The 18,418-nt window shown below is 33.0% G+C and carries 16 protein-coding genes and 4 pseudogenes; 10 read left to right on the plus strand and 10 right to left on the minus strand.

What is annotated here, in order from left to right; all coding sequences use genetic code 11:
• Nucleotides 1-2: 2 nt before the first annotated feature.
• From QO182_RS12180 to QO182_RS12190, 3 genes are read left to right on the plus strand one after another with little or no spacing between them, the layout of a single operon-like run.
• Nucleotides 3-1,292 (plus strand): ABC-three component system protein, encoded by a 1,290-nt coding sequence (locus QO182_RS12180; protein ID WP_371561881.1) that lies wholly within the window; start codon nt 3-5, stop codon nt 1,290-1,292.
• Nucleotides 1,279-1,824, plus strand: coding sequence for an ABC-three component system middle component 1 (locus QO182_RS12185; RefSeq protein ID WP_371561883.1), 546 nt, complete (start codon nt 1,279-1,281; stop codon nt 1,822-1,824). Before QO182_RS12180 ends, QO182_RS12185 begins: the two co-directional genes overlap by 14 nt.
• Nucleotides 1,814-4,972, plus strand: a complete 3,159-nt coding sequence (locus QO182_RS12190; RefSeq protein ID WP_371561885.1) for an AAA family ATPase — start codon at nt 1,814-1,816, stop codon at nt 4,970-4,972. Before QO182_RS12185 ends, QO182_RS12190 begins: the two co-directional genes overlap by 11 nt.
• A gap of 290 nt (nt 4,973-5,262) precedes the next feature.
• Here QO182_RS12190 and QO182_RS12195 read toward each other — a convergent pair whose 3' ends face one another.
• On the minus strand, nt 5,263-5,457 hold the full coding sequence (locus QO182_RS12195) for a hypothetical protein (protein ID WP_371561887.1): 195 nt from the start codon (nt 5,455-5,457) through the stop codon (nt 5,263-5,265).
• A pseudogene (locus QO182_RS12200) lies at nt 5,432-5,770 on the minus strand (hypothetical protein); the annotation flags it as partial. The gene QO182_RS12195 and the pseudogene QO182_RS12200, both read right to left, overlap by 26 nt.
• A 1,272-nt stretch (nt 5,771-7,042) precedes the next feature.
• Here QO182_RS12200 and QO182_RS12205 point away from each other — a divergent pair.
• On the plus strand, nt 7,043-7,462 hold the full coding sequence (locus QO182_RS12205) for a hypothetical protein (RefSeq protein WP_371561889.1): 420 nt from the start codon (nt 7,043-7,045) through the stop codon (nt 7,460-7,462).
• A 70-nt stretch (nt 7,463-7,532) separates the two neighbouring features.
• On the opposite strand, the gene QO182_RS12210 is transcribed toward QO182_RS12205, so the two are convergent.
• Genes QO182_RS12210 through QO182_RS12225 form a run of 4 tightly spaced genes read right to left on the minus strand, consistent with a single transcriptional unit; the run spans nt 7,533 to nt 9,174 of the window.
• A complete protein-coding gene (locus tag QO182_RS12210) occupies nt 7,533-7,709 on the minus strand; it encodes a hypothetical protein (RefSeq protein ID WP_371561891.1) in 177 nt (58 codons plus the stop codon).
• Nucleotides 7,696-7,974 (minus strand): hypothetical protein, encoded by a 279-nt coding sequence (locus QO182_RS12215; protein WP_371561893.1) that lies wholly within the window; start codon nt 7,972-7,974, stop codon nt 7,696-7,698. The genes QO182_RS12210 and QO182_RS12215 overlap by 14 nt, the downstream gene beginning before the upstream one ends.
• A gap of 17 nt (nt 7,975-7,991) precedes the next feature.
• Nucleotides 7,992-8,417, minus strand: a complete 426-nt coding sequence (locus QO182_RS12220; protein ID WP_371561895.1) for a DUF5675 family protein — start codon at nt 8,415-8,417, stop codon at nt 7,992-7,994.
• Nucleotide 8,418: 1 nt separating this feature from the next.
• The gene (locus tag QO182_RS12225) at nt 8,419-9,174 is read right to left on the minus strand and encodes a hypothetical protein (protein WP_371561897.1); all 756 of its coding nucleotides are present in this window, start codon (nt 9,172-9,174) and stop codon (nt 8,419-8,421) included.
• 1,858 nt (nt 9,175-11,032) lie between these two features.
• Between QO182_RS12225 and QO182_RS12230 the strand changes: the two genes are divergently transcribed.
• The gene (locus QO182_RS12230; protein WP_371538495.1) at nt 11,033-11,356 is read left to right on the plus strand and encodes a helix-turn-helix domain-containing protein; all 324 of its coding nucleotides are present in this window, start codon (nt 11,033-11,035) and stop codon (nt 11,354-11,356) included.
• A 327-nt stretch (nt 11,357-11,683) separates the two neighbouring features.
• On the opposite strand, the gene QO182_RS12235 is transcribed toward QO182_RS12230, so the two are convergent.
• Genes QO182_RS12235 through QO182_RS12245 form a run of 3 tightly spaced genes read right to left on the minus strand, consistent with a single transcriptional unit; the run spans nt 11,684 to nt 13,129 of the window.
• Nucleotides 11,684-12,610, minus strand: coding sequence for a HipA domain-containing protein (locus QO182_RS12235; protein WP_371561899.1), 927 nt, complete (start codon nt 12,608-12,610; stop codon nt 11,684-11,686).
• On the minus strand, nt 12,603-12,917 hold the full coding sequence (locus QO182_RS12240) for a HipA N-terminal domain-containing protein (protein ID WP_371538493.1): 315 nt from the start codon (nt 12,915-12,917) through the stop codon (nt 12,603-12,605). Before QO182_RS12240 ends, QO182_RS12235 begins: the two co-directional genes overlap by 8 nt.
• Nucleotides 12,918-12,919: 2 nt before the next feature.
• Nucleotides 12,920-13,129, minus strand: coding sequence for a helix-turn-helix transcriptional regulator (locus QO182_RS12245; protein WP_371538492.1), 210 nt, complete (start codon nt 13,127-13,129; stop codon nt 12,920-12,922).
• A gap of 365 nt (nt 13,130-13,494) precedes the next feature.
• On the opposite strand from QO182_RS12245, the pseudogene QO182_RS12250 reads away from it, so the two are divergent.
• The 5 genes and pseudogenes from QO182_RS12250 to QO182_RS12270 all read left to right on the plus strand — a co-directional run bounded on the left by QO182_RS12250 (nt 13,495) and on the right by QO182_RS12270 (nt 16,417).
• Nucleotides 13,495-13,726: pseudogene (locus tag QO182_RS12250) on the plus strand (type II toxin-antitoxin system HigB family toxin).
• 2 nt (nt 13,727-13,728) lie between these two features.
• Nucleotides 13,729-14,085, plus strand: a complete 357-nt coding sequence (locus QO182_RS12255; RefSeq protein WP_371538491.1) for a type II toxin-antitoxin system HigA family antitoxin — start codon at nt 13,729-13,731, stop codon at nt 14,083-14,085.
• Nucleotides 14,086-14,243: 158 nt separating this feature from the next.
• Nucleotides 14,244-14,732 (plus strand): annotated as a pseudogene (locus QO182_RS12260) (conjugal transfer protein TraG); the annotation flags it as partial.
• Nucleotides 14,733-14,826: 94 nt separating this feature from the next.
• The gene (locus tag QO182_RS12265; RefSeq protein ID WP_371561901.1) at nt 14,827-15,117 is read left to right on the plus strand and encodes a helix-turn-helix domain-containing protein; all 291 of its coding nucleotides are present in this window, start codon (nt 14,827-14,829) and stop codon (nt 15,115-15,117) included.
• A 97-nt stretch (nt 15,118-15,214) separates the two neighbouring features.
• A pseudogene (locus QO182_RS12270) lies at nt 15,215-16,417 on the plus strand (type II toxin-antitoxin system HipA family toxin).
• Between the two features lie 227 nt (nt 16,418-16,644).
• Here QO182_RS12270 and QO182_RS12275 read toward each other — a convergent pair.
• Nucleotides 16,645-18,417 (minus strand): RagB/SusD family nutrient uptake outer membrane protein, encoded by a 1,773-nt coding sequence (locus QO182_RS12275; RefSeq protein ID WP_371538488.1) that lies wholly within the window; start codon nt 18,415-18,417, stop codon nt 16,645-16,647.
• Between the last annotated feature and the right edge of the window lies 1 nt (nt 18,418).

The raw sequence follows: 18,418 nt of genomic DNA on the forward strand, positions 1-18,418 counted from the left end.
TAATGACAAGAATAAATTTATTACCTGAATTTACTGTAAAAGTTGAAGGTGGAAGTGGTTGCTTGTTTCAACCAATAAATGATGAATATAGTTATGTTCTAACAGCAAATCATGTTATATCAGGCAATAATGCACCATCAATAATTCGACAAAACTTAGATGAAAATGGAAATGTAAAAAACGAAACATTAGAAATTATTGGAGAGCCTTTCAGACATTCTGATGAAAACAAAGATGCGGCAATTATAAAAGTTCAAAGAATAGACACAATAGAAGAATTACTTCGAGATGATTTATTACTTGAAAATAAAGATGGGTATTTTTTATGTGGGCATCCTAATTCAAGGAGAAATCAAAATGACAGCTTTAGACTTGATGAAATTACAATACTACAACCTAAGGAACACAATTATAGGGAATCAAAAAATAAACAGCCTATTATCTACACAGAAGTAATTGGTCAATCAGGAGGTGGTATTCTGAAAGTAGAAGATTCCTGTATTTTGATTGCCGGTATTCAATCTAAAATGGCTGCAGAAGATGGAAAAGAAACCTTAGGTCGATTAATATTTATGCCGTTATCATTTTATGATGAGATTATAGCTGAAAATGAAGACGAACTATGCAAGTTATTTCCACCATACATTGGTTCTTTTGAAAGATTACTTAATGATATTTTTCCTTTACCTAATCTTGAATATAAAAAAGAACTAATCCAAAAAGAGTTAAAGAAAATCTCAAAAGATCTTTGTGGTGACTTTACCCCAAACTCTATTTTGGAAATATTTAAGGATGAATTTCTTGCGTATGGTACTGATAAAACTATGAGTTTTCATAAGAAACTATGGTCATCTTTTCTAGAATTATTAACTTACAATCAGCTACATTCTGAAAAGAAATTGAAACTTGAAGATTTAAAAGAACTGCACAAAAAAAGAAAGTTATTCATTATCGACACAAATAGTTGGACGAAGAAGATAAATGAAATCTACAGTTCTAACTTATCAGATATTGAGATTGGAGGCTCTATCGTTGTCTGTGCAACTAACGAGAATAATCCTCCACGTGTTGAATATTCAAAAGATGAATTAAAATTATTAATACCAGATATTAGTAGCCCAATAGACCCTAAAAACATCAGCAATACTGTAAGTAATCCCTTCGAGGATTTAAAATTGGTTAATATATTTAAATTTCAAGATTCGATTATAAAAAATATTCTTGAATATCGAGAAATGACTGTCTTGAATTCAAGAGAAACAATAAAAGAAAATACCCATGGAATCCTATAAAGAATTAAAATTTGAAGAGCTTTTTAATAAACTGAAGAAAGACTTCCCTATCAAAGAATTAGTGTTTGGGGAGTTGTTATTTGGTGGAGTTATTCCGATAGTATTTGTAAGTTTTGAAACACCCAATGATTTGAATAAAAATTGGAAAGATTTTAATGGTCAAATTACCACAGATTTTGTAATTAATTTTAAGGAGGAATATTCCAGATGGAATTTTTATATTTTCTTTTTATCAAAGGAAACTATTGAAAAGCAATTGAAATACGAAATCGAAAACAATAAGTTTAGCAGCAGAAAAATTGTAATTGAGAACGTCAAATCTTTTACCGAAAAAGAAATTAATCTCTTTATATCAGAACATATTACAAATGATAATATTCAAATCGGTGTAGAGAACAAACAATCATTAAAATTTAAAAAGAATACTTCACTTTCCAAGATATTAGATAAGCTTAGCTTAAATAAAAAGAGTGATAATGATTTACAAGATGCATTGGATTCAATAGAAAAAATATACAAAAATGAAATTTAAAAAAGTTGAAATACAAGCATTTCGTGCTTATGACAAAGTCGAAGATGGAACATTCGATTTTATCCGTAAAGAAGATGGTAAAAGTGCTGACTTTATTTCTTTGTATGCACCTAATGGGTTTGGAAAGACCTCATTTTATGATGCTATTGAATACGGTATTACCAATAATATTGACCGTTTTCTAAGAAAAAACAATGGAAAGGATACTTTTAATTCAGTTAAATCAGAGAGAAGTATTAGATCAAATAAAAACCAATATTTTCTACGAAATAATAACTCTGCTGAGGATCTTCCATCTTACATCAAACTATATAAAGTTGGTGAAGAAAGTCCAATTGAAACCAAAATCGAAAAGCCAAAAACAAAGGCAGGGTATGATTATAAATTTGACCCTAATGAAACGATTAACAAAGAATTCAAAGCAGTTATTCTATCACAAGAATGGATTGATGCTTTTTTAAAGGAAGACAAACCAGAAGGAAGATATGAAACATTCATCGAATATTTTGGCGATAAAAAAATAGATGAATATTATAAAAAACTAATTAGCCTAGTAGCATTCAACAACAAGAAGATTGAGACCCTTAAAAAAGAACTAAGCGGTATTCAATTAGAATTGAAATTTGAAGGTGATAAGGATATTCTTAAAAAAGTAAATGAAAAAATCATATCATTAAACAAAGTAGGAGAACATTTAAAGAAGATTGATGAATCTTTTTCGGAAACTGAGGCTCTTAATCTTTCAAATACTGTATCTGAAAGGACAAGTGATTTAAATTTTGAAATTAAAAAAGCTACTGAACACAATAAGTATTTAGATATTTTCTTCACAGGTAATGATGAAATTGAAGGAATGACTAAATATTTTGAATCAAAAAATCAAATAGAGAAACTTGAAAAACAACACAAAGAAAACAACTCTATTCTTGAGAAATTTGAGAAAAAACAAAAGTGTACAAATGAGATTGATTCGCTTAAAAAGCTAAATGATGAACTAAGTACAAAAAAACAAAACTTTGAACCGTTAAAAAATGACTTTAAAGAATATGAAAAAATAATTAAAGAAATTTCTACAAAGAGGAAAGAAAACGAAGAACTGAAAAACGAGTTGTCAGTAATAATAATGAGTCTGAATGTTCTAAAACAAAATGAAATTGAAAATGCCCAAAAACAAAGTTCTGTACAGAAACAAATTTCTGATTTAGAAAAAATAATTTCTGAAACACCAAAAATTAAAGAAAGCCTTGACAACACCAATGTCAAGCAGCAAGAATCAAATGCAAAACTTGTTGAGGTAGAAGCGAAGATTAAGAACTTAGAAAAGGAAAAAAGTTTATTTGAAATACCAATAAATAACCTCAAAACTTCGATTCAAGAAATCAACACGGGTGATTATCCTTCTGATTCCGATGAAGCGTATACCAATAATGCAAAAATCATTGGCGAACTTAGACAAATTGAAAAATCATTAACGACTGAAAATAAAGATCTTAATGAAATTAAATCTAAGATAGAGGCAAGTGAAAACTTTCAAAAAGAAGTGGAACAGTTTATATCAAAAGGTTTAGATATTGTCAATAAAAGTAAAGCAAGTTCTTGCCCATTATGCGAACAGCAATATGAATCGTTTAGTGTTTTGACTTCAAAAATATCTAACAATAGACTTTTATCAAATGTCCTTTTAATTTTACTAACTGAAAGTGAAGTTAAAAACAATAGCATTACTCAACTAAATGAATCATTAAAATTAAATAGAGGAAAACTAATAGCTGAAATCACTAAGAAATTAGAAGAGATTGAAAAAAGATTTGCAACAATTTTAGGTGATTTGAAAAAATATTCTCAATTAAAATTGATATTCAAAAAAGAGATAGAATTGAATACTAAAATTCTTAATGAAACTGTTTTAAAACTAAACGGAAAAACGATTGAAGCATTTGAAAAAGAAATACAAAGCTCTTTAAGCAAATTAAAATCAGAATTTGAATCATTCATCAAAAAGAATGAAGAACTTAAAAGCTCAATTGTATCAGAATCATTGAAATCAGACAATGCAAAAGAAAAATCTTTTAAGATATTAGCTGAACTTGATAGACTTAATAAAGAATCGGTATATCTAAGGGTTATTGAGTTCTTTAAAGTAAATTATCCTGAAATAGAAATCAACGAAAACGTATTGACCGATGAATTAACAAAGACCTCAAGTAGCATAAAATCTAATGCTGACAGAGAAATAAATTTAAAAAAGGAAATTGAAGACCTTAACACTACTCTAAACTCTTTTAAAAGTGAAGATGTTCAAAAGCAAAATACACTAATAGAAAAAACGAAAGAATTATACATTAAGATAATAACTGGTTTTGAGCAAGAAGTTAAATCGAAACTTGGTATTGAATTGAAACAATACAACCTTGAACAGTTTACAAAGTTTCTAGAGGATAGAAAAAAGAAGATTAATGAAGAAATCAATAAGCTGGAGTTTAGGATAAAAGACTATAATCTTTTAGCAAAACTTAAAGAAAATGTCACACCTTATTTGAAGTATGAGGAGGCAAAAATTATAGAAAAAGACACAAAAACGAGAATTGATTTTTTAAAAAATAAAATTGCTAAGGAATTAGATACGGAATTAAAAAGTGTTGCTGATTATTTAACTCAACAAATAGATACTTTCTTTTATGAAGGGTTGATAAATGATTTATACAGGAAGATAGACCCACATCCTGATTATAAAACTGTTACCTTTAAATGTGATTTCTCAGACACTAAGCCAAAACTTAATGTTTGTGTTTATCTAAAAAAGCAAGATGAATTAATAATTCCTCATCTGTACTTCAGTACAGCACAGTTAAACATATTGAGTTTAAGTATCTTTTTGGCAAAAGCTCTAAACGCAAAAGATTCCAAAGGAAATCCACTTGAATGCATATTCATTGATGACCCAATACAATCAATGGATAGTATAAACATTCTTTCGACTATTGATTTATTAAGAAGTATCGCTGTCAATCATAAAAAGCAAATCATACTTTCAACACATGACGAAAATTTTCATAATCTATTGAAAAAGAAAATGCCATCAAGTTTATTTAATTCTAAATTTATGGAACTAGAGACTTTTGGGAAAGTAAAAACAAGTAATAGTTAGCCGCAATGAAATTATTTCAATTGTAAAAGAAAAAGCACTTAAAATAATACTTTATGATTCTAAAGTTGATGATAAAGAATTTAAATTGAACATCATAGAAATATGAAATAGGCAACTGTTAACAGCCATCTTGAGCTCGTGTGTGATTTAGTGGAATTATCGTTGGGCACTATAAAAATACTGGTAATTGGCACGTCGAAAAAATAAAAAAACGGTAGTTTTCAACAAAAAGAAACTTTTAAGTACTCCTCCGCCCGCTAGGGCGGTTTTTTTTGAGCAAAAAAAACACCCTAATTGTGGGTGTTTTTCATTTTATCTAATTGTTGCCTTAAAACGATTTTACCATCATCAATAATACAAATTATAGCATTTAAGATTACCCTTCTTAGAAAGTCGGTTTCTGTTGCTCTGCGAAGTCTCCAAGCGTTTCCCTGCTTAGTAGAAAATAAAAGCTTTTCTTTAAGAATATGCATTTTGCTTGTCATGGTAAAATGTTTTTAAAAGTTCGTTTGCTATCGCGGTTTTTAGTTCGTTGTAGTACTTGCGGGTGTCTTCTTGCTTTTTTATAGCGACATCGAACAGCTGCAAAGTCTTAAGTTTTTTTAGTGTCGTTTCTTCAAATTGTACTGGGTTTGCAAAAATGGGATTTATTATTTTTTTGTATTCGCATAAACTCAAAAAAGGAATTACAGAACCTCTCAAGTAATTTTTTAAAAATTTAGAATTGTAAACCATAAAACAAATTTCGAAGGCGTTTTCTGTTTTGGTGTCTATCTCCCAACTGTTGGGAATTGGTTTTTTTAGTGGTCTAAATTAATAACTGCATTATACATTCTAATCATTGGGATATAATAGTAGTTAAAAACAGTATCGAAATCAATACAATTTTGTATCATTTCAGTTTTAAAGAAAACGTCTAAACCTTGTATTATTTGCACTAGTTCAGGAGCTATTGATCCTTCCCTTATTGTGTTGCCAACTAATGATATAAAATTTATATTTAAATACTCAAAATCAAATGACAACTACCACACGAAGGGATTCGTAACGCAACGATTGAAATCCGTTTTCAAAAGAAACAAGCTGCAAATAAACAACGGTAGGCAATCAAGCGGTCTCTCTACGGTCGTTCCCTTTGTTCCGTTCGGCTGTTCCAGTCGGTCAACCTTATATTTTCATAATAGCAATTTTGGTAAATAAGCAATTTATCCCTTGGATTTAATAATTAGGTTTTCCTCCGTTCCACAGTCACTTCACAGCACTAAAAAAACAGCAGCTTTAAAATAAGCAGCTGTTTGTTTTGCACTGTTTCGTTCCTCATCTTCACACGTTCACTTCCTGCGTTCGGTCGGGCTTATGCATCCACAATACCGCTTCATTTCGTTACACTCCGCAAGCTACGTTTCACTGCATTCCAGCCATATTGTGTCTGCAGCCCTCCGTTTTTTCAGCGGTTGCTCCTTCGCACAGCCATCGGGCTTGGCTCCGCTTACCTCACTTACCTTATCTTAGAAGCATCCATTTTCAATTATCAATTACCCTATCAATTATCGATTGGTTCGGTCGCTTTGCCCTCAATCAAGGTACACCGCCAAAAAGGCGGTTGCCTTCTATTTTTTACCCGCCGTTTCACGCTCATAGCCGCTACGTTTCGCTTTGTACCTCCGCTCAACTCTCGCGTCTATGGTGGCTGCTCGATTGCCGCAACCCCGCCGCGGCGCTCCTCATCCGCAAAAAAAAGTTCCTTGCCCTCAAAAGGGGCACCACTTTTTTTGCTCCTTGCGGTGCTTGGGGGTGTTAATTGCCGTTTCCACCGGAACTCCCCTGAGAAACTACAACAAGTACGACAGTGCATTTTTCAGAAAAGAAAGAGAAAAAAACACAGCAAATTTAGCATCCATTCCTCACTTCCAGTCGGTCATTCTTTCCTCCATTTTCGTTCGTCATTGCTGCTATTATAACGGCTTTCTTTTTTTTTCTTTTTTCTTTTCCGAAATGATAATTCTTCGCATCAAAAGAAAATATAATCAGCGAAAAAAATTAAGGTCGAATCTTTAACACCAAAGCGCTATGCCAAATTTCATCATCAAAACACACCAAAAAAATGCTGTTTATAAAGGAAACCAAATCTACATCCTCAACAAAGGAATGAATTCCGGTAAACCACAAAAAGTACCATTTACCAATAGCTATGTAATCCTATTCCAAAATGAAGAAGATGCCGAAACGGTTTATTGGTTGGCCTATAGTCTTTGGAAAGCCAAATTCTGGCATCAATCCTTATTGGGGTCCGTAATACCGTTTTTAAGAATTGCTGATTTTAAAAAAGATTTTATGTCAAAAGTTAACAAAATGCTACAAGAACACGAACTCCATAAAAAACAAATCCAGGCGTTGAGGTTATTGGAACAAAAAGAGGATCAATTAAACAAGAATATTGCCCTTATTAGTGAAATGAGAAGAGTGATATTGTTGAGGTATTGTAAATAACAAAAAGAGCCTGATCTCTCGATCAGGCTCTCATATAAATTCGGGAAAAGGTTACCAATCCAAACCCAAACTATTTCTTTTTTGATTTTGTCAATTCTTTTAAAACTAGCGAAACAATAAAACTAATAATCGCTCCTACAATTGCTAAGATAACTGTTTTTACAATGTCTTCAGAAACAATGTTGGGGACTACACTCAACAAAGTTCCAGATGCGGTTCCGATTTGTAAGCTGTTATTTGATTCCATCTCGAGGTAAATTTTCATTGTCTTTCCGCATTCGATTTAGAAGATCCTCTTCTGATTTCGCATCATCATCAACCGTCATCTGACTCACTGCCGAAAGTACACCTCCAGCAACTGCTAGATAGCCCGCAACGCTAACGACAACAGCTGGCAAAATCACTGGTGCTGCAATCACACTTCCACTTAAGGCCAGTAAGGCCAAACCAATACTTCGCAACATCCTGAAAAACTTCGGAGTGGGCGCTTTTGTTCTTTCTACTATATTCATAATTTATCTCTTTTATTTCAGCCTTGTCTCGTGAGCGGAGTCGAAGGATTAGATTGGATCTTTATTTTCACTTCTTCGTTGTGTCCCAAGGCAGCATATACGAGAGTTGTCAGCTTTTCTAAAGCTATTCGAGAGCCACTTCCCTTCCCTATTCCGGTTTGTATCGTTACGGGAGCGATACAGCCCAATAGTTCCTTTTTAGCATCATTAGCAGGATGTATTAATATAAAATCGCGTCCTGGAACATTTTGTAAATGGATATGCCATTTGAATTTAGGACTAAACCGCTTCTGCAAAACATATTCTCCTTCGGGAATACAAGAAATGCGCCTTTGGTTTTGCAACCAGGGCAACTCGATGGTATAACAAACTACTGTGCCGTTCCATTCTAAAACTCCTTGTGTTCCCTCGGGAAAATAGGTCCTATTTAACACTAAAACCATCTTAAAGACCGCTTACTAGTACTAATGCCAATGGATTAAATGCACCATTTTTCAAAGGATACATTTTTCCATTTACCTCCTGATAAAACTCCAGACCTAAAGCCAAAAACAACGGACTTACACTGTTTGGAGTCACTGCATTCAATTGACTAACGGCTACTACAGGCGTCGAATCCCATGGCTGGATGGCTGTTTCAGAACTAGAAACCACAAAAGTTTCCGCCTCAAAATTAATTTCGGCTCCCGCAGAAATAATTTTATAGTGAGTAGTCCCACCTGGAGCAGCAATCATATTTGCAGGAACGAAAGGATCCACAGCCACCGAAATTTCACCTGCCGCTCTATCAATTGTTCCCACAAAAGGAACAAACAAAGTAGTCCCTAATTTTCCAGTGATATTGAAATCAAAACCTACAAGCAGTTCCGCTTCGCCATCAATTACATTACGCAACCCTCTGTCGTTCACTAAATCCGCTTGAATCACTTTGACCATAGACTGGGTTAGTCGACTCACCATTCTACTATCAGCAGAATTAATAAGCAAAGTTCTCAAAGCTGTTCTTAGTGTTTTCCCCGCTTTCCCCGCTCTACCAAATTCAGCTCCATTCTCTCGCGTTCTCTGGAATGCAGGATCACTTTTGATTCGGCTGGCATCAACACCGCCCTTTTCACGAGCTAAATGCCCGTCTTTGGTTTTGTAGAAGGTAATATCCCCGATCGTACCTTTCAATTTAATTATGCCTTTCTGTCTTGCCATAATTCCTAAAATTTTAAATTAATAAATATTTCAAATTCCCTCAATCATCATCCTGTTGCAACACTTTTCGATTGATTATGAAACAAATTTTAGCCAATTAAATCGCATAAAAAAGACTCCTCTATTCCATATGTCACTTTGTGACACAAATGGCAGAAAATGATCTAAATATCCATTTACAACCAACATTGACAGGATTAGATTTCCGCTTCTGAACCAAAGGAATTATTTACTATTTTTATGGAGTGCCAGAACTTGAACCATAGAGGTTCCAGATTAGGCAAAGCCCAGTCAAAGTCATAGATAGAGTATGAGAGCCAAAAACAATAGATTATGTATCTACCCTAAGGACATACAACGCATAACTGGAAAGAGTTATCGTCAAAGCATTAGACTACTTCAAAAAATGAGGATTAAGTTAAATAAACTAGAGGATGAGTTTGTGTCCATTGAAGAATTTTGCCAGTTTACGAGCCTTAAAATTGAACAGGTTGAACCTTTAATAATTGGATAGATTTCATGTTTTAGGCAACTAAATTTCGAACCGATTCCAGTTCAATAATAGTACTCAACTAGTTCAAATTTTAAACAATGAAAGGCCTTTTTTACTTTGATAAACCTTTAATTATCAGTACATTTACAGTGATAAGATTACAAGATTTTTTGCCTATAAATTGTAGGAGTAAAATCGAGACCCTTGTTTTAAAATAGTTTGCGAGGCATCGTAAACGCTAGCACAAAAAGAGGAATACAAATCCCTCTTTCTCCGTAAGAGAAAAAAGCTTAAACAAATCATTTCTTTAAGTGATACACTTAATATTTAAAATCATAGTTTTAGACTATCTAAAAAAGTTAAAATAGGAAAAAGGTGTTCGATTGTACTCCCATCCACTCCACTGTATGGGATGATTGAAGAATTATCATTTTTTATAATAATTCAACAACCCTATTTCTTGCATTAGCAAGTGATCGCGAGACCTTAATGGAATCAAGGTAAGTATATCAAGATCATCTTGATATTATAAATTGCAACCGAGTATAAATTTGCTACCTTCTTTTTAAATAATATTTGCGTAATTGAATAGCCCCTTTAGATTTCTAAAAGTGCATAAATATTTGAAGTTTATCTTTACTACTACGTTAAAGTATACCCTCACAAGATTGAATAATATTCTTGCCAAGTTTTTTATTGAAAATTTCCAAAGCCAGCCTGAAGTGCATCATACATTGAAAAATAAATAATGGTATCCCGTTCTGGCGTAAACGCATCTACTTGTTTCAAGCCTCCATAGCAACTCCCATATCCGCAGCAAAATCACAAGAGATGGTTTTTCTTTATACATAACATTTAAAATTTTTTAAAGACTTTTTTTTTGATTTAACTTTATTATTTATTTTACAATTAGCAATTTATTTAAAACTATAAATAGAGAGCAAAAAATATGTTGAGGTAGGTGTGTTGATAAAAAGCAACAGTGATAAAATTAGGGATGGAATCTCTAAAGTTTTATTAGTATCTGAATTACAATATTAAATAAAATTAAATCATCATTTTAAATCGGAATTGGGTAATCAATATCACTAGAATTTGCAGCATAAATACTAACGATATTTAATCCTAAATATTTACAGGGTAAACGTTCCAAATCCTCTACAAAAAAAATCGACATTTGTTCGTACATCGCTACTAAACTGGATGGGGCGAACCCACATTTTCCGAAATAAATAATTATTCTCTATTGCCTTACAATCAGTAATAGTTAGAAATTAAAAGCCAAACTCCCCCTTTGAAGGACATGTTTTATCTCCAGTGTTCGTATTAAATACTTTTATATGAAGATTTAAATAACAGATCGCCATGAAGCCATTTACTTTTGACCAAATACCTGTAATGATGAACAAGATTCATGATAAATTGGAGTATTTAGAAAAACTTATTGTAAGAATCTCTAATGTAGAAGAAAATAAGGAAGAACTTCTAAACATTCAAGAAGCATCAAAACTTTTAAATCTATCGGTATCAACAATCTATAGTAAAGTATGTAAAAGGGAAATCCCAGTTAATAAACAAGGTAAATGCATTTATTTTTACAGGTATGAGTTAATGAAATGGATTAAGTCTGGTCGAGTAAAAACTTATTTCGAAATCCAAAATGATATTGAAAAGAAGTCAAAAATCTAAAGTTAATACTAGATTTTTGACCTCTTTTCTTTTTCCCCTAATCTCTAAGTATTCTCATCATACAAGACTTAGCTTTTTTATATTAGTGATATAATCAAAATTTACAACTTTTTTTGTACAAACAAAACCCATGAGTTATGTTATCTTGACAAGGATACTTTGTTTTGTTTTGAGATAGTTTGCTTTAAATTGTACCATAATTGTACCGCTAAAGTTTAAAACTCCATTAAAGTAAGGAAAGTAAAACAATACTCAGTTAAATACTTAAACTTTTAACCAAAATAATTTATATCAGTTTTATTTGTAAAACATTACGGTTTTACTAAACTACTTAAACATCCCTACCCTACTTTCCAATAACTCCAAATACTTCTCTTTCATTTCATCAGTAAGAAAAGAAATTTCAAGCAGCTCCTTCCATTTAGGAGTTGCTTTTTTCATTTGCAGTAAAATGGCAGCTATTGTTTTTTCATTGAGTTGGAGCCTTTCTTTAGCATAATAATCCACAAAATCAGCTGCTTTTAAATTACTCTTTTTGCCTCTCAAAGTAAGCGCAATCTCTTCTTCAGGGTTTTTAATGAATATGGTCGAATTTAAGAAATCATATACAGGAGTGAGCGTTATTTTGCCGTTTTTAGTAATTAAAGAAAAATTTTTCAAATGCATATCCTCATTTCCGGTAACATAACAAAAAAGAATTCTTTTGAAAAAATCGGCTTTTTCAATAGCAGGAAAGGAACAGTACTCGTCAAGTACAGGAATCAATTTTTCCATTGTAAAACGGTATTTAGTATCTCTTGTATTCCCTGTTAATTGAGCAAAATCTTCTGTTGCGAACTTACTTCCTTTACCGTAACGGTCAAAACGTTTAATGAAATAAGACAAACTACCATCTTTGCCATATAGCATCCCGTGAAATGGTACTTCTAAACCAAACACTTTAGCCATCCGCATAGTTACATCTTCATTTTCTGGTAATTGTGGAAATAGATCATTTTGTGGCTTTATAATGTAGGTTCCAAATTGGTCAACAATTTTAAATTCTTGATCCACTATTGAAATAGCTGCACTAAGCTTAGGTTGTACACCCTGAATGGATAGCTTTTTAGCTCTATTTGCGGCTTCCTGACGAAGCTCAACAGCTGTATAGGGTAAATTATTTAAATAAGTCAGTTTAGGAGCTATCATGCGTAATCCTTTTTCACTGTACTTATCCGTACCACACAATTCATACGTAATAGGACATCTATTCATCTTCCATCAATTTAACCGTTACTGCTCCTACTAAATCATTTCCCGTTGCTATCAGTTGAGAGAAATAATCTTTTTTATCAATTTTCACAATACGTAGTAATCCCTCTAGCATTACACCCTCAGGTAATAGCCCTTCAAAAAAAGGAGGAAAGGATGTATAGCTATATTTTTTTTGAGTTATAGGCATGGTCAATGAAACCGCTTCGCCATCATAATTTTCATCATACTTAAAATGATAGTCGTTAGCAGCAATTTCTGTTAAAATTCCAGCTCTTTTTCCGTGTGCAAATACAATTGCTCTTCTCATAATTATTTATTTAAAGGACTTTTGAATTCTACTTTAATATTTAGCACTCTGAGTACTGCAAAAAGATTGTTCAAACGAACTGTTTCTTTATTTTTTTCAATATCAAAAACAGTGGTCTTACCTACTCCGGCTAAGTCGGCTAGTTCAAGTTGTGTAAGTCCTGCTTTTTTTCTATGGTCTTTAATTAAAGCGCCTAAATCGAAATCAACCATTATATACTGTTTTAACGGTAAAAATATACAATTTAATGATATCATTCGGATAAAAAATATAAAAAATCTTATTTTTACTGTTATAACAGTAAAAAAGTAAAAAAAGTATGACAGAAGACATATTCACAAGTAATCATTTTTAAATTTACTGCAAAAGCGGTAAAATAAACCAAATATATTGAACGGATTGTAAACTCCGTGAATAAAAGATTCTTTAACGGACTACAAAGAGAGTTTGCAAATTGAAAACCACTTAATACCTTTGACAAATGAAAGTACTTGTTAAGAAAATATTACACTATTATATTGACAAATTTCCAATTGTAGAAAAGTAACTATATATTTGGCATAATGAGTTTTCAGAAATGGCTTTTGAAAATTTCAATGAACTAAAAAAAGTTTATGGCAATGCAAGTATTGTCAGCAACAATAGAGTTGTTTTTAATTAAAGGAAATGATTTTAGATTAGTAGTTTCAATCAACTTTCAGCAACAAACTTGTTATTTGATTTGGTTCGGAACGCACGTAGAATATGACAAAATTAATGTTGAAACGATTGCTTATGACACTAATATACTAAACTTTATAAAAAAATAATTATGAACTGGAAAGTATTAAAAACGGAAGAAGAGTACAATAAGGCATCAATAAGACTTATGGAGATTTTCCATGTAGAACCTAATTCATCTGAATTTGAGGAATTGGAAATGTTAACTGTACTAATCAAAGATTATGATGACAGGCATTACATTATAGCTGAACTTGATGCCCTAGAGGTTATCAAAATAAAAATGCAAGAAATGGGAATGAAAAACAAAGATTTAGAACCTATTATTGGGAGTAAAGGACACGTATCAGCAATACTATCTGGCAAGCGTGAAATTACCCTAAAGATGGCTAAAAAGCTTAAAAACTATTTTGGTATTCCAGCAGAAGCCTTTTTACATAGTGCGTAAAACAGGTTTATGGTAATTCAAATGACAGTTATAAAAATAACTATGGCTGTTTATAATAACAATAACTACTGTCAATTTAATAAAAAAGGTACTTCTTTTGTACACCTCTACCCTTCTAACTCCTTATAAATAAAGAAAAATTAGATATTGTATCGGGAAGTAAGGTTATCCAAAATAAGGTGGGCAACATCTTTAGTGGTCAGGTTGTGGGAGAAACGGCCAAAAGCTTATCAGAAAGGTTTGGCAAAGTATTACAGAAACGCCAGAGTTTAACGATCAATCGAAATGACAAATCAACCTCAATATCTACACAACTAGACAGCTTGATACCAGCATCAAAAATCTCCACGCTTACGCAAGGTGTGTTTGTGGGAGCAGTTTCAGATAATTTTGACGAACGCATAGAACAGAAAATTTTCCATTCTGAAATTGTAGTAGACAATGAAAAAGTAGCGACAGAAACGAAGGCTTATAAAAAGATTCCCGTTATTTTACCTTTCGTTGATGAACATGGCAAAGATCAAATGAAAATTGAAATTGAAGCAAATTATAAACAAATAAAACGAGATATTGTTCTTATCATAGAAAGTGAATTGGAACGAATTAAAAATGATCCTGATTTGCAACATTTGGTGCAAGAGGGGTGAAATAAATGACTCTAAATAGAAGAAATACTTTTTCAATGTTTGTTATTATGTACATATTTGCTACTTTTGTTCATATTAATGAACATTTATTAAAATGAGTGCAAAAAAGCAAGTCTTATTCCCTAAACACCAACTCCTTTTAGAGAAAATGGGGGAGAATATTAAATTGGCTCGAAAAAGAAGAAAACTCACTGCAATACAAATTGCTGAAAGAGCCGATATCGCTAGAACCACTTTATACCAAATAGAAAAAGGAAACTCTAGTGTGGCAATAGGTGCCTATTTTAATGTACTGAGAGTACTAGGTTTGCAAGACGATTTTTTAAAAATAGCTGCTGACGACGAACTAGGAAGAAAACTTCAAGACCTTGACCTATTAAAGTAATCCCTTGCTAGAAATAAATTAAACTGATCTCTTACTCAAAACACAAAACATGTCACAAAGTAAAACCGACATCTACGTTTATGCCCATTGGCAAGAAATGCAGGAACCTAAATTAATAGGTGTCTTATCCGCACAACAAGCCAAAGGTAAAAAAGCATTTAGTTTTGAATACGATAGAAACTGGCTCAAAACAGAACAAAAATTCCTTTTGGATCCAGACATCCAATTATATGGTGGTCCACAATACCCAAACCAAAAAGAAAACTTCGGTATTTTTTTAGACAGCATGCCTGATACTTGGGGACGAACCTTAATGAAACGTCGAGAAGCACAACTTGCTAGAGAAAGGAATGAAAAACCAAAAACAGTCTATGATATTGATTTTCTATTAGGTGTATATGATGAAAGTCGTATGGGAGCACTACGATTTAAAATTGATGCCAAAGGAGATTTATTAGATAACAATAAAAACACTTCTACCCCGCCCTGGTCCTCTATTCGAGAACTCCAAAATGCAGCAGCTAATTTCGAAAATGACAAAGATAATGAAGAGGTCAATAAATGGTTATCGGTTCTTATAGCACCTGGATCTTCATTGGGTGGCGCTAGACCCAAAGCCAATATTTTAGACAACGACAAAAGTCTTTGGATTGCTAAATTCCCCTCCAAAACAGATACTGTAGACAAAGCAGCTTGGGAGTTTCTGGCCTATCAGTTGGCTACCAATGCGGGCATTAAAATGGCGCCTTGTCGAATTGAAAAAATCATGGGCAAGCACAATACTTTCTTTACTAAACGCTTTGACAGAGAGAATGGTGAAAGAATTCATTTTGCCTCGGCTATGACAATGACTGGAAACAATGAAGATACTATAAGAGACAATCCCGCAAGTTATTTAGATATTGCCGAATTCATTAGTAATCAAGGTGCAAACGTAGAGGAAAATCTACACTAACTATGGCGCAGAATCATTTTTAATATAGCCATTTCTAACACCGATGACCATTTGCGTAACCATGGATTTATTTTAACCAAAGAAGGTTGGATACTCTCCCCTGCTTACGACCTTAACCCATCCATAGACAAGGATGGTTTGGCTCTTAATATTGATATGAATAATAATGCATTGGATTTTGAATTGGCTAAAAGTGTTGGGGAGTATTTTAGATTGAATACTTTACAAATGGAAAACATTATTCAAGATGTCATACAAGTTACAAGCAACTGGAAAACTATAGCCACAGAAATAGGAATTTCTAGAACAGAGTTGGAAATGATGGAAAAGGCTTTTATTTATTAGTGATAGTTTAAATAATCAGTCTCACTCCAGTCATTCTCTTTGCTTCGTTCGGCTGCTACCGTCAGTATTCCTTCATGATTAAGGTGTAAACGAAATCTATTAATCTAGTTTTACAAAGTAATCATATAATCTAGATAGGAACAAAGAATTCGCTGTTCATCTCTTAGAACTTATAAAAAAACCTGCCCCATAAATGGAGCAGGCTTAAAAAAAAAAATAAACAAAAACTAATTGTATCCCATATTCTGTGTAAACTCTTTGGTTACATCAATCGTAGATTGAGGAATTGGGAAAAATCTTCTGAAAGGTTGTGATAGTGGTTTTGCGGTGTAAGCCAAATCAAATTTTCCAAAACGGATCATTTGAGGACGGCGGTACATCTCCCAATACATTTCGAAACCTAATTCTTTATACAATATTTCTTTGTCAATTGTAGTAATAGCAGTACCTGGCTGATTTCCAAATAATGATTCTCTCTTTCGGCTAGTGCGTAGCATATTCACATCAGCTAGTGCTTGTGCATTCATTCCTTTTCTGAAGTACGCTTCGGCACGCATCGTATAAATTCCTCCTAAACGAAATAACGGAATATCCACATTGCTCGATCCATTTCCTTCTTCAGGATCAAACTCAAACTTAAAAATACGCACTCCTCTATTGATTTGGTTTTGTGCAAACACAGCCTGTGTGGGATTATCAAAATTAAGCTCTGGAGTAAAATCCATACGAGTTGTAGTGCTCTTCTCCATATATAAAGGCGAAACTTTAATTCGATTATCTGCAGTCATTTCAAACTTACCAGAGGAAATTAACTTTGGACCATATTGCGGTCCTACATTAATTCCTGCATTAAAATGAAACCACGGTAAACCACTACTATTTGCAACAATATCAGTAGCTGGAACGCTTACTGTAGTACCATCATTTTTAAACCAAGTGCCATCAGCATATTGACATGTACGTTGAAACCTTGGGTCTTCGTGGTTTCCGTCCCAACTTGCATAAAACTCAGGCGTTGTACATGATGCGTTTGTTCCTCTGTTTGCGGGCGAAGTTCTTTGATTACGCTCCATACATACATAGGCAAAACTATTTGAACCATTTCTGATGTAATCAATCTTTTGACTTATAGCAAATATTAATTCGCTTCCATTTGTATTGTCAATAGAAAAGTTTTTAAAATAATTACTTTCTAAACTAAATTTTCCTGAATCGATTATTAATGATGAATAATATATAACACGATCCATATCAGTACCAGTACCACTTACAGCCGCTTCACTAAAATTGAAGTTAGAACTTGCATTGTAACGGTCTTTAAACGTAGCTCGATTTAAATACATGGTAGTCAATAAACCATAAGCCGCTTGCTTGGTAAATCTACCGTGATGTGTAGACTGCGTTCCAAAATCGGCTAAATCAGGTAGTATAGCCTCTACATCTAAAATTAGATCATCTATCGCTGAGTCTGCTTTCAATACTACTAAATCGGCCTTCGGATTTAGAGGGTCTCTTGATGGCGCTTGTCCGAACAAATCAAGAGTTGTATAGGTATAAAAGGCCAACAAGCCTTTGGCTTCCGCCAAAAATAATTTCTTTTCAGCGATATTGCTTTCCTCGATAGATTGAATAGCTGTCAATGAACGAGTGATACCATTGGTTAGCATGTTCCAGTTTCCTGATATTACCGCATTATCAGAAGCCCATGTAAACTCGTGCATAGCACGCCACTTTCCACCATCTCCCCAATCACTTCCTCTTGTGGGCAGCAAAGCAACATCTGTGGTATATTCTTGCATCGCAAAAACACCTGAATGGTCTACGAAAGTTCCATCTCCTAATCGATCGTATGCCGCTGCAAGTGCTCCAGCAGGATTAGAAGTGCTTTCTCCAAGAACCTCATCTAATACTTGTTCATCTAAATTTGTACAATTGCTAAATAGTAATGCCACAGCACAAAGTGTAAAAATATTTCTGTAAATTTTTCTATGTGTATTCATC

Source organism: Flavobacterium sp. Arc2, assembly GCF_041431385.1.
Taxonomy (GTDB): Bacteria; Bacteroidota; Bacteroidia; order Flavobacteriales; family Flavobacteriaceae; genus Flavobacterium.

Excerpts from the sequence above, each read along its gene's own strand:
- QO182_RS12180 (WP_371561881.1), top strand. The coding sequence starts at position 3 with ATGACAAGAATAAATTTATTACCTGAATTTACTGTAAAAGTTGAAGGT.
- QO182_RS12185 (WP_371561883.1), top strand. The coding sequence starts at position 1,279 with ATGGAATCCTATAAAGAATTAAAATTTGAAGAGCTTTTTAATAAACTG.
- QO182_RS12190 (WP_371561885.1), top strand. The coding sequence starts at position 1,814 with ATGAAATTTAAAAAAGTTGAAATACAAGCATTTCGTGCTTATGACAAA.
- QO182_RS12195 (WP_371561887.1), bottom strand. The coding sequence starts at position 5,457 with ATGACAAGCAAAATGCATATTCTTAAAGAAAAGCTTTTATTTTCTACT.
- QO182_RS12205 (WP_371561889.1), top strand. The coding sequence starts at position 7,043 with ATGCCAAATTTCATCATCAAAACACACCAAAAAAATGCTGTTTATAAA.
- QO182_RS12210 (WP_371561891.1), bottom strand. The coding sequence starts at position 7,709 with ATGGAATCAAATAACAGCTTACAAATCGGAACCGCATCTGGAACTTTG.
- QO182_RS12215 (WP_371561893.1), bottom strand. The coding sequence starts at position 7,974 with ATGAATATAGTAGAAAGAACAAAAGCGCCCACTCCGAAGTTTTTCAGG.
- QO182_RS12220 (WP_371561895.1), bottom strand. The coding sequence starts at position 8,417 with ATGGTTTTAGTGTTAAATAGGACCTATTTTCCCGAGGGAACACAAGGA.
- QO182_RS12225 (WP_371561897.1), bottom strand. The coding sequence starts at position 9,174 with ATGGCAAGACAGAAAGGCATAATTAAATTGAAAGGTACGATCGGGGAT.
- QO182_RS12230 (WP_371538495.1), top strand. The coding sequence starts at position 11,033 with ATGAAGCCATTTACTTTTGACCAAATACCTGTAATGATGAACAAGATT.
- QO182_RS12235 (WP_371561899.1), bottom strand. The coding sequence starts at position 12,610 with ATGAATAGATGTCCTATTACGTATGAATTGTGTGGTACGGATAAGTAC.
- QO182_RS12240 (WP_371538493.1), bottom strand. The coding sequence starts at position 12,917 with ATGAGAAGAGCAATTGTATTTGCACACGGAAAAAGAGCTGGAATTTTA.
- QO182_RS12245 (WP_371538492.1), bottom strand. The coding sequence starts at position 13,129 with ATGGTTGATTTCGATTTAGGCGCTTTAATTAAAGACCATAGAAAAAAA.
- QO182_RS12255 (WP_371538491.1), top strand. The coding sequence starts at position 13,729 with ATGAACTGGAAAGTATTAAAAACGGAAGAAGAGTACAATAAGGCATCA.
- QO182_RS12265 (WP_371561901.1), top strand. The coding sequence starts at position 14,827 with ATGAGTGCAAAAAAGCAAGTCTTATTCCCTAAACACCAACTCCTTTTA.
- QO182_RS12275 (WP_371538488.1), bottom strand. The coding sequence starts at position 18,417 with ATGAATACACATAGAAAAATTTACAGAAATATTTTTACACTTTGTGCT.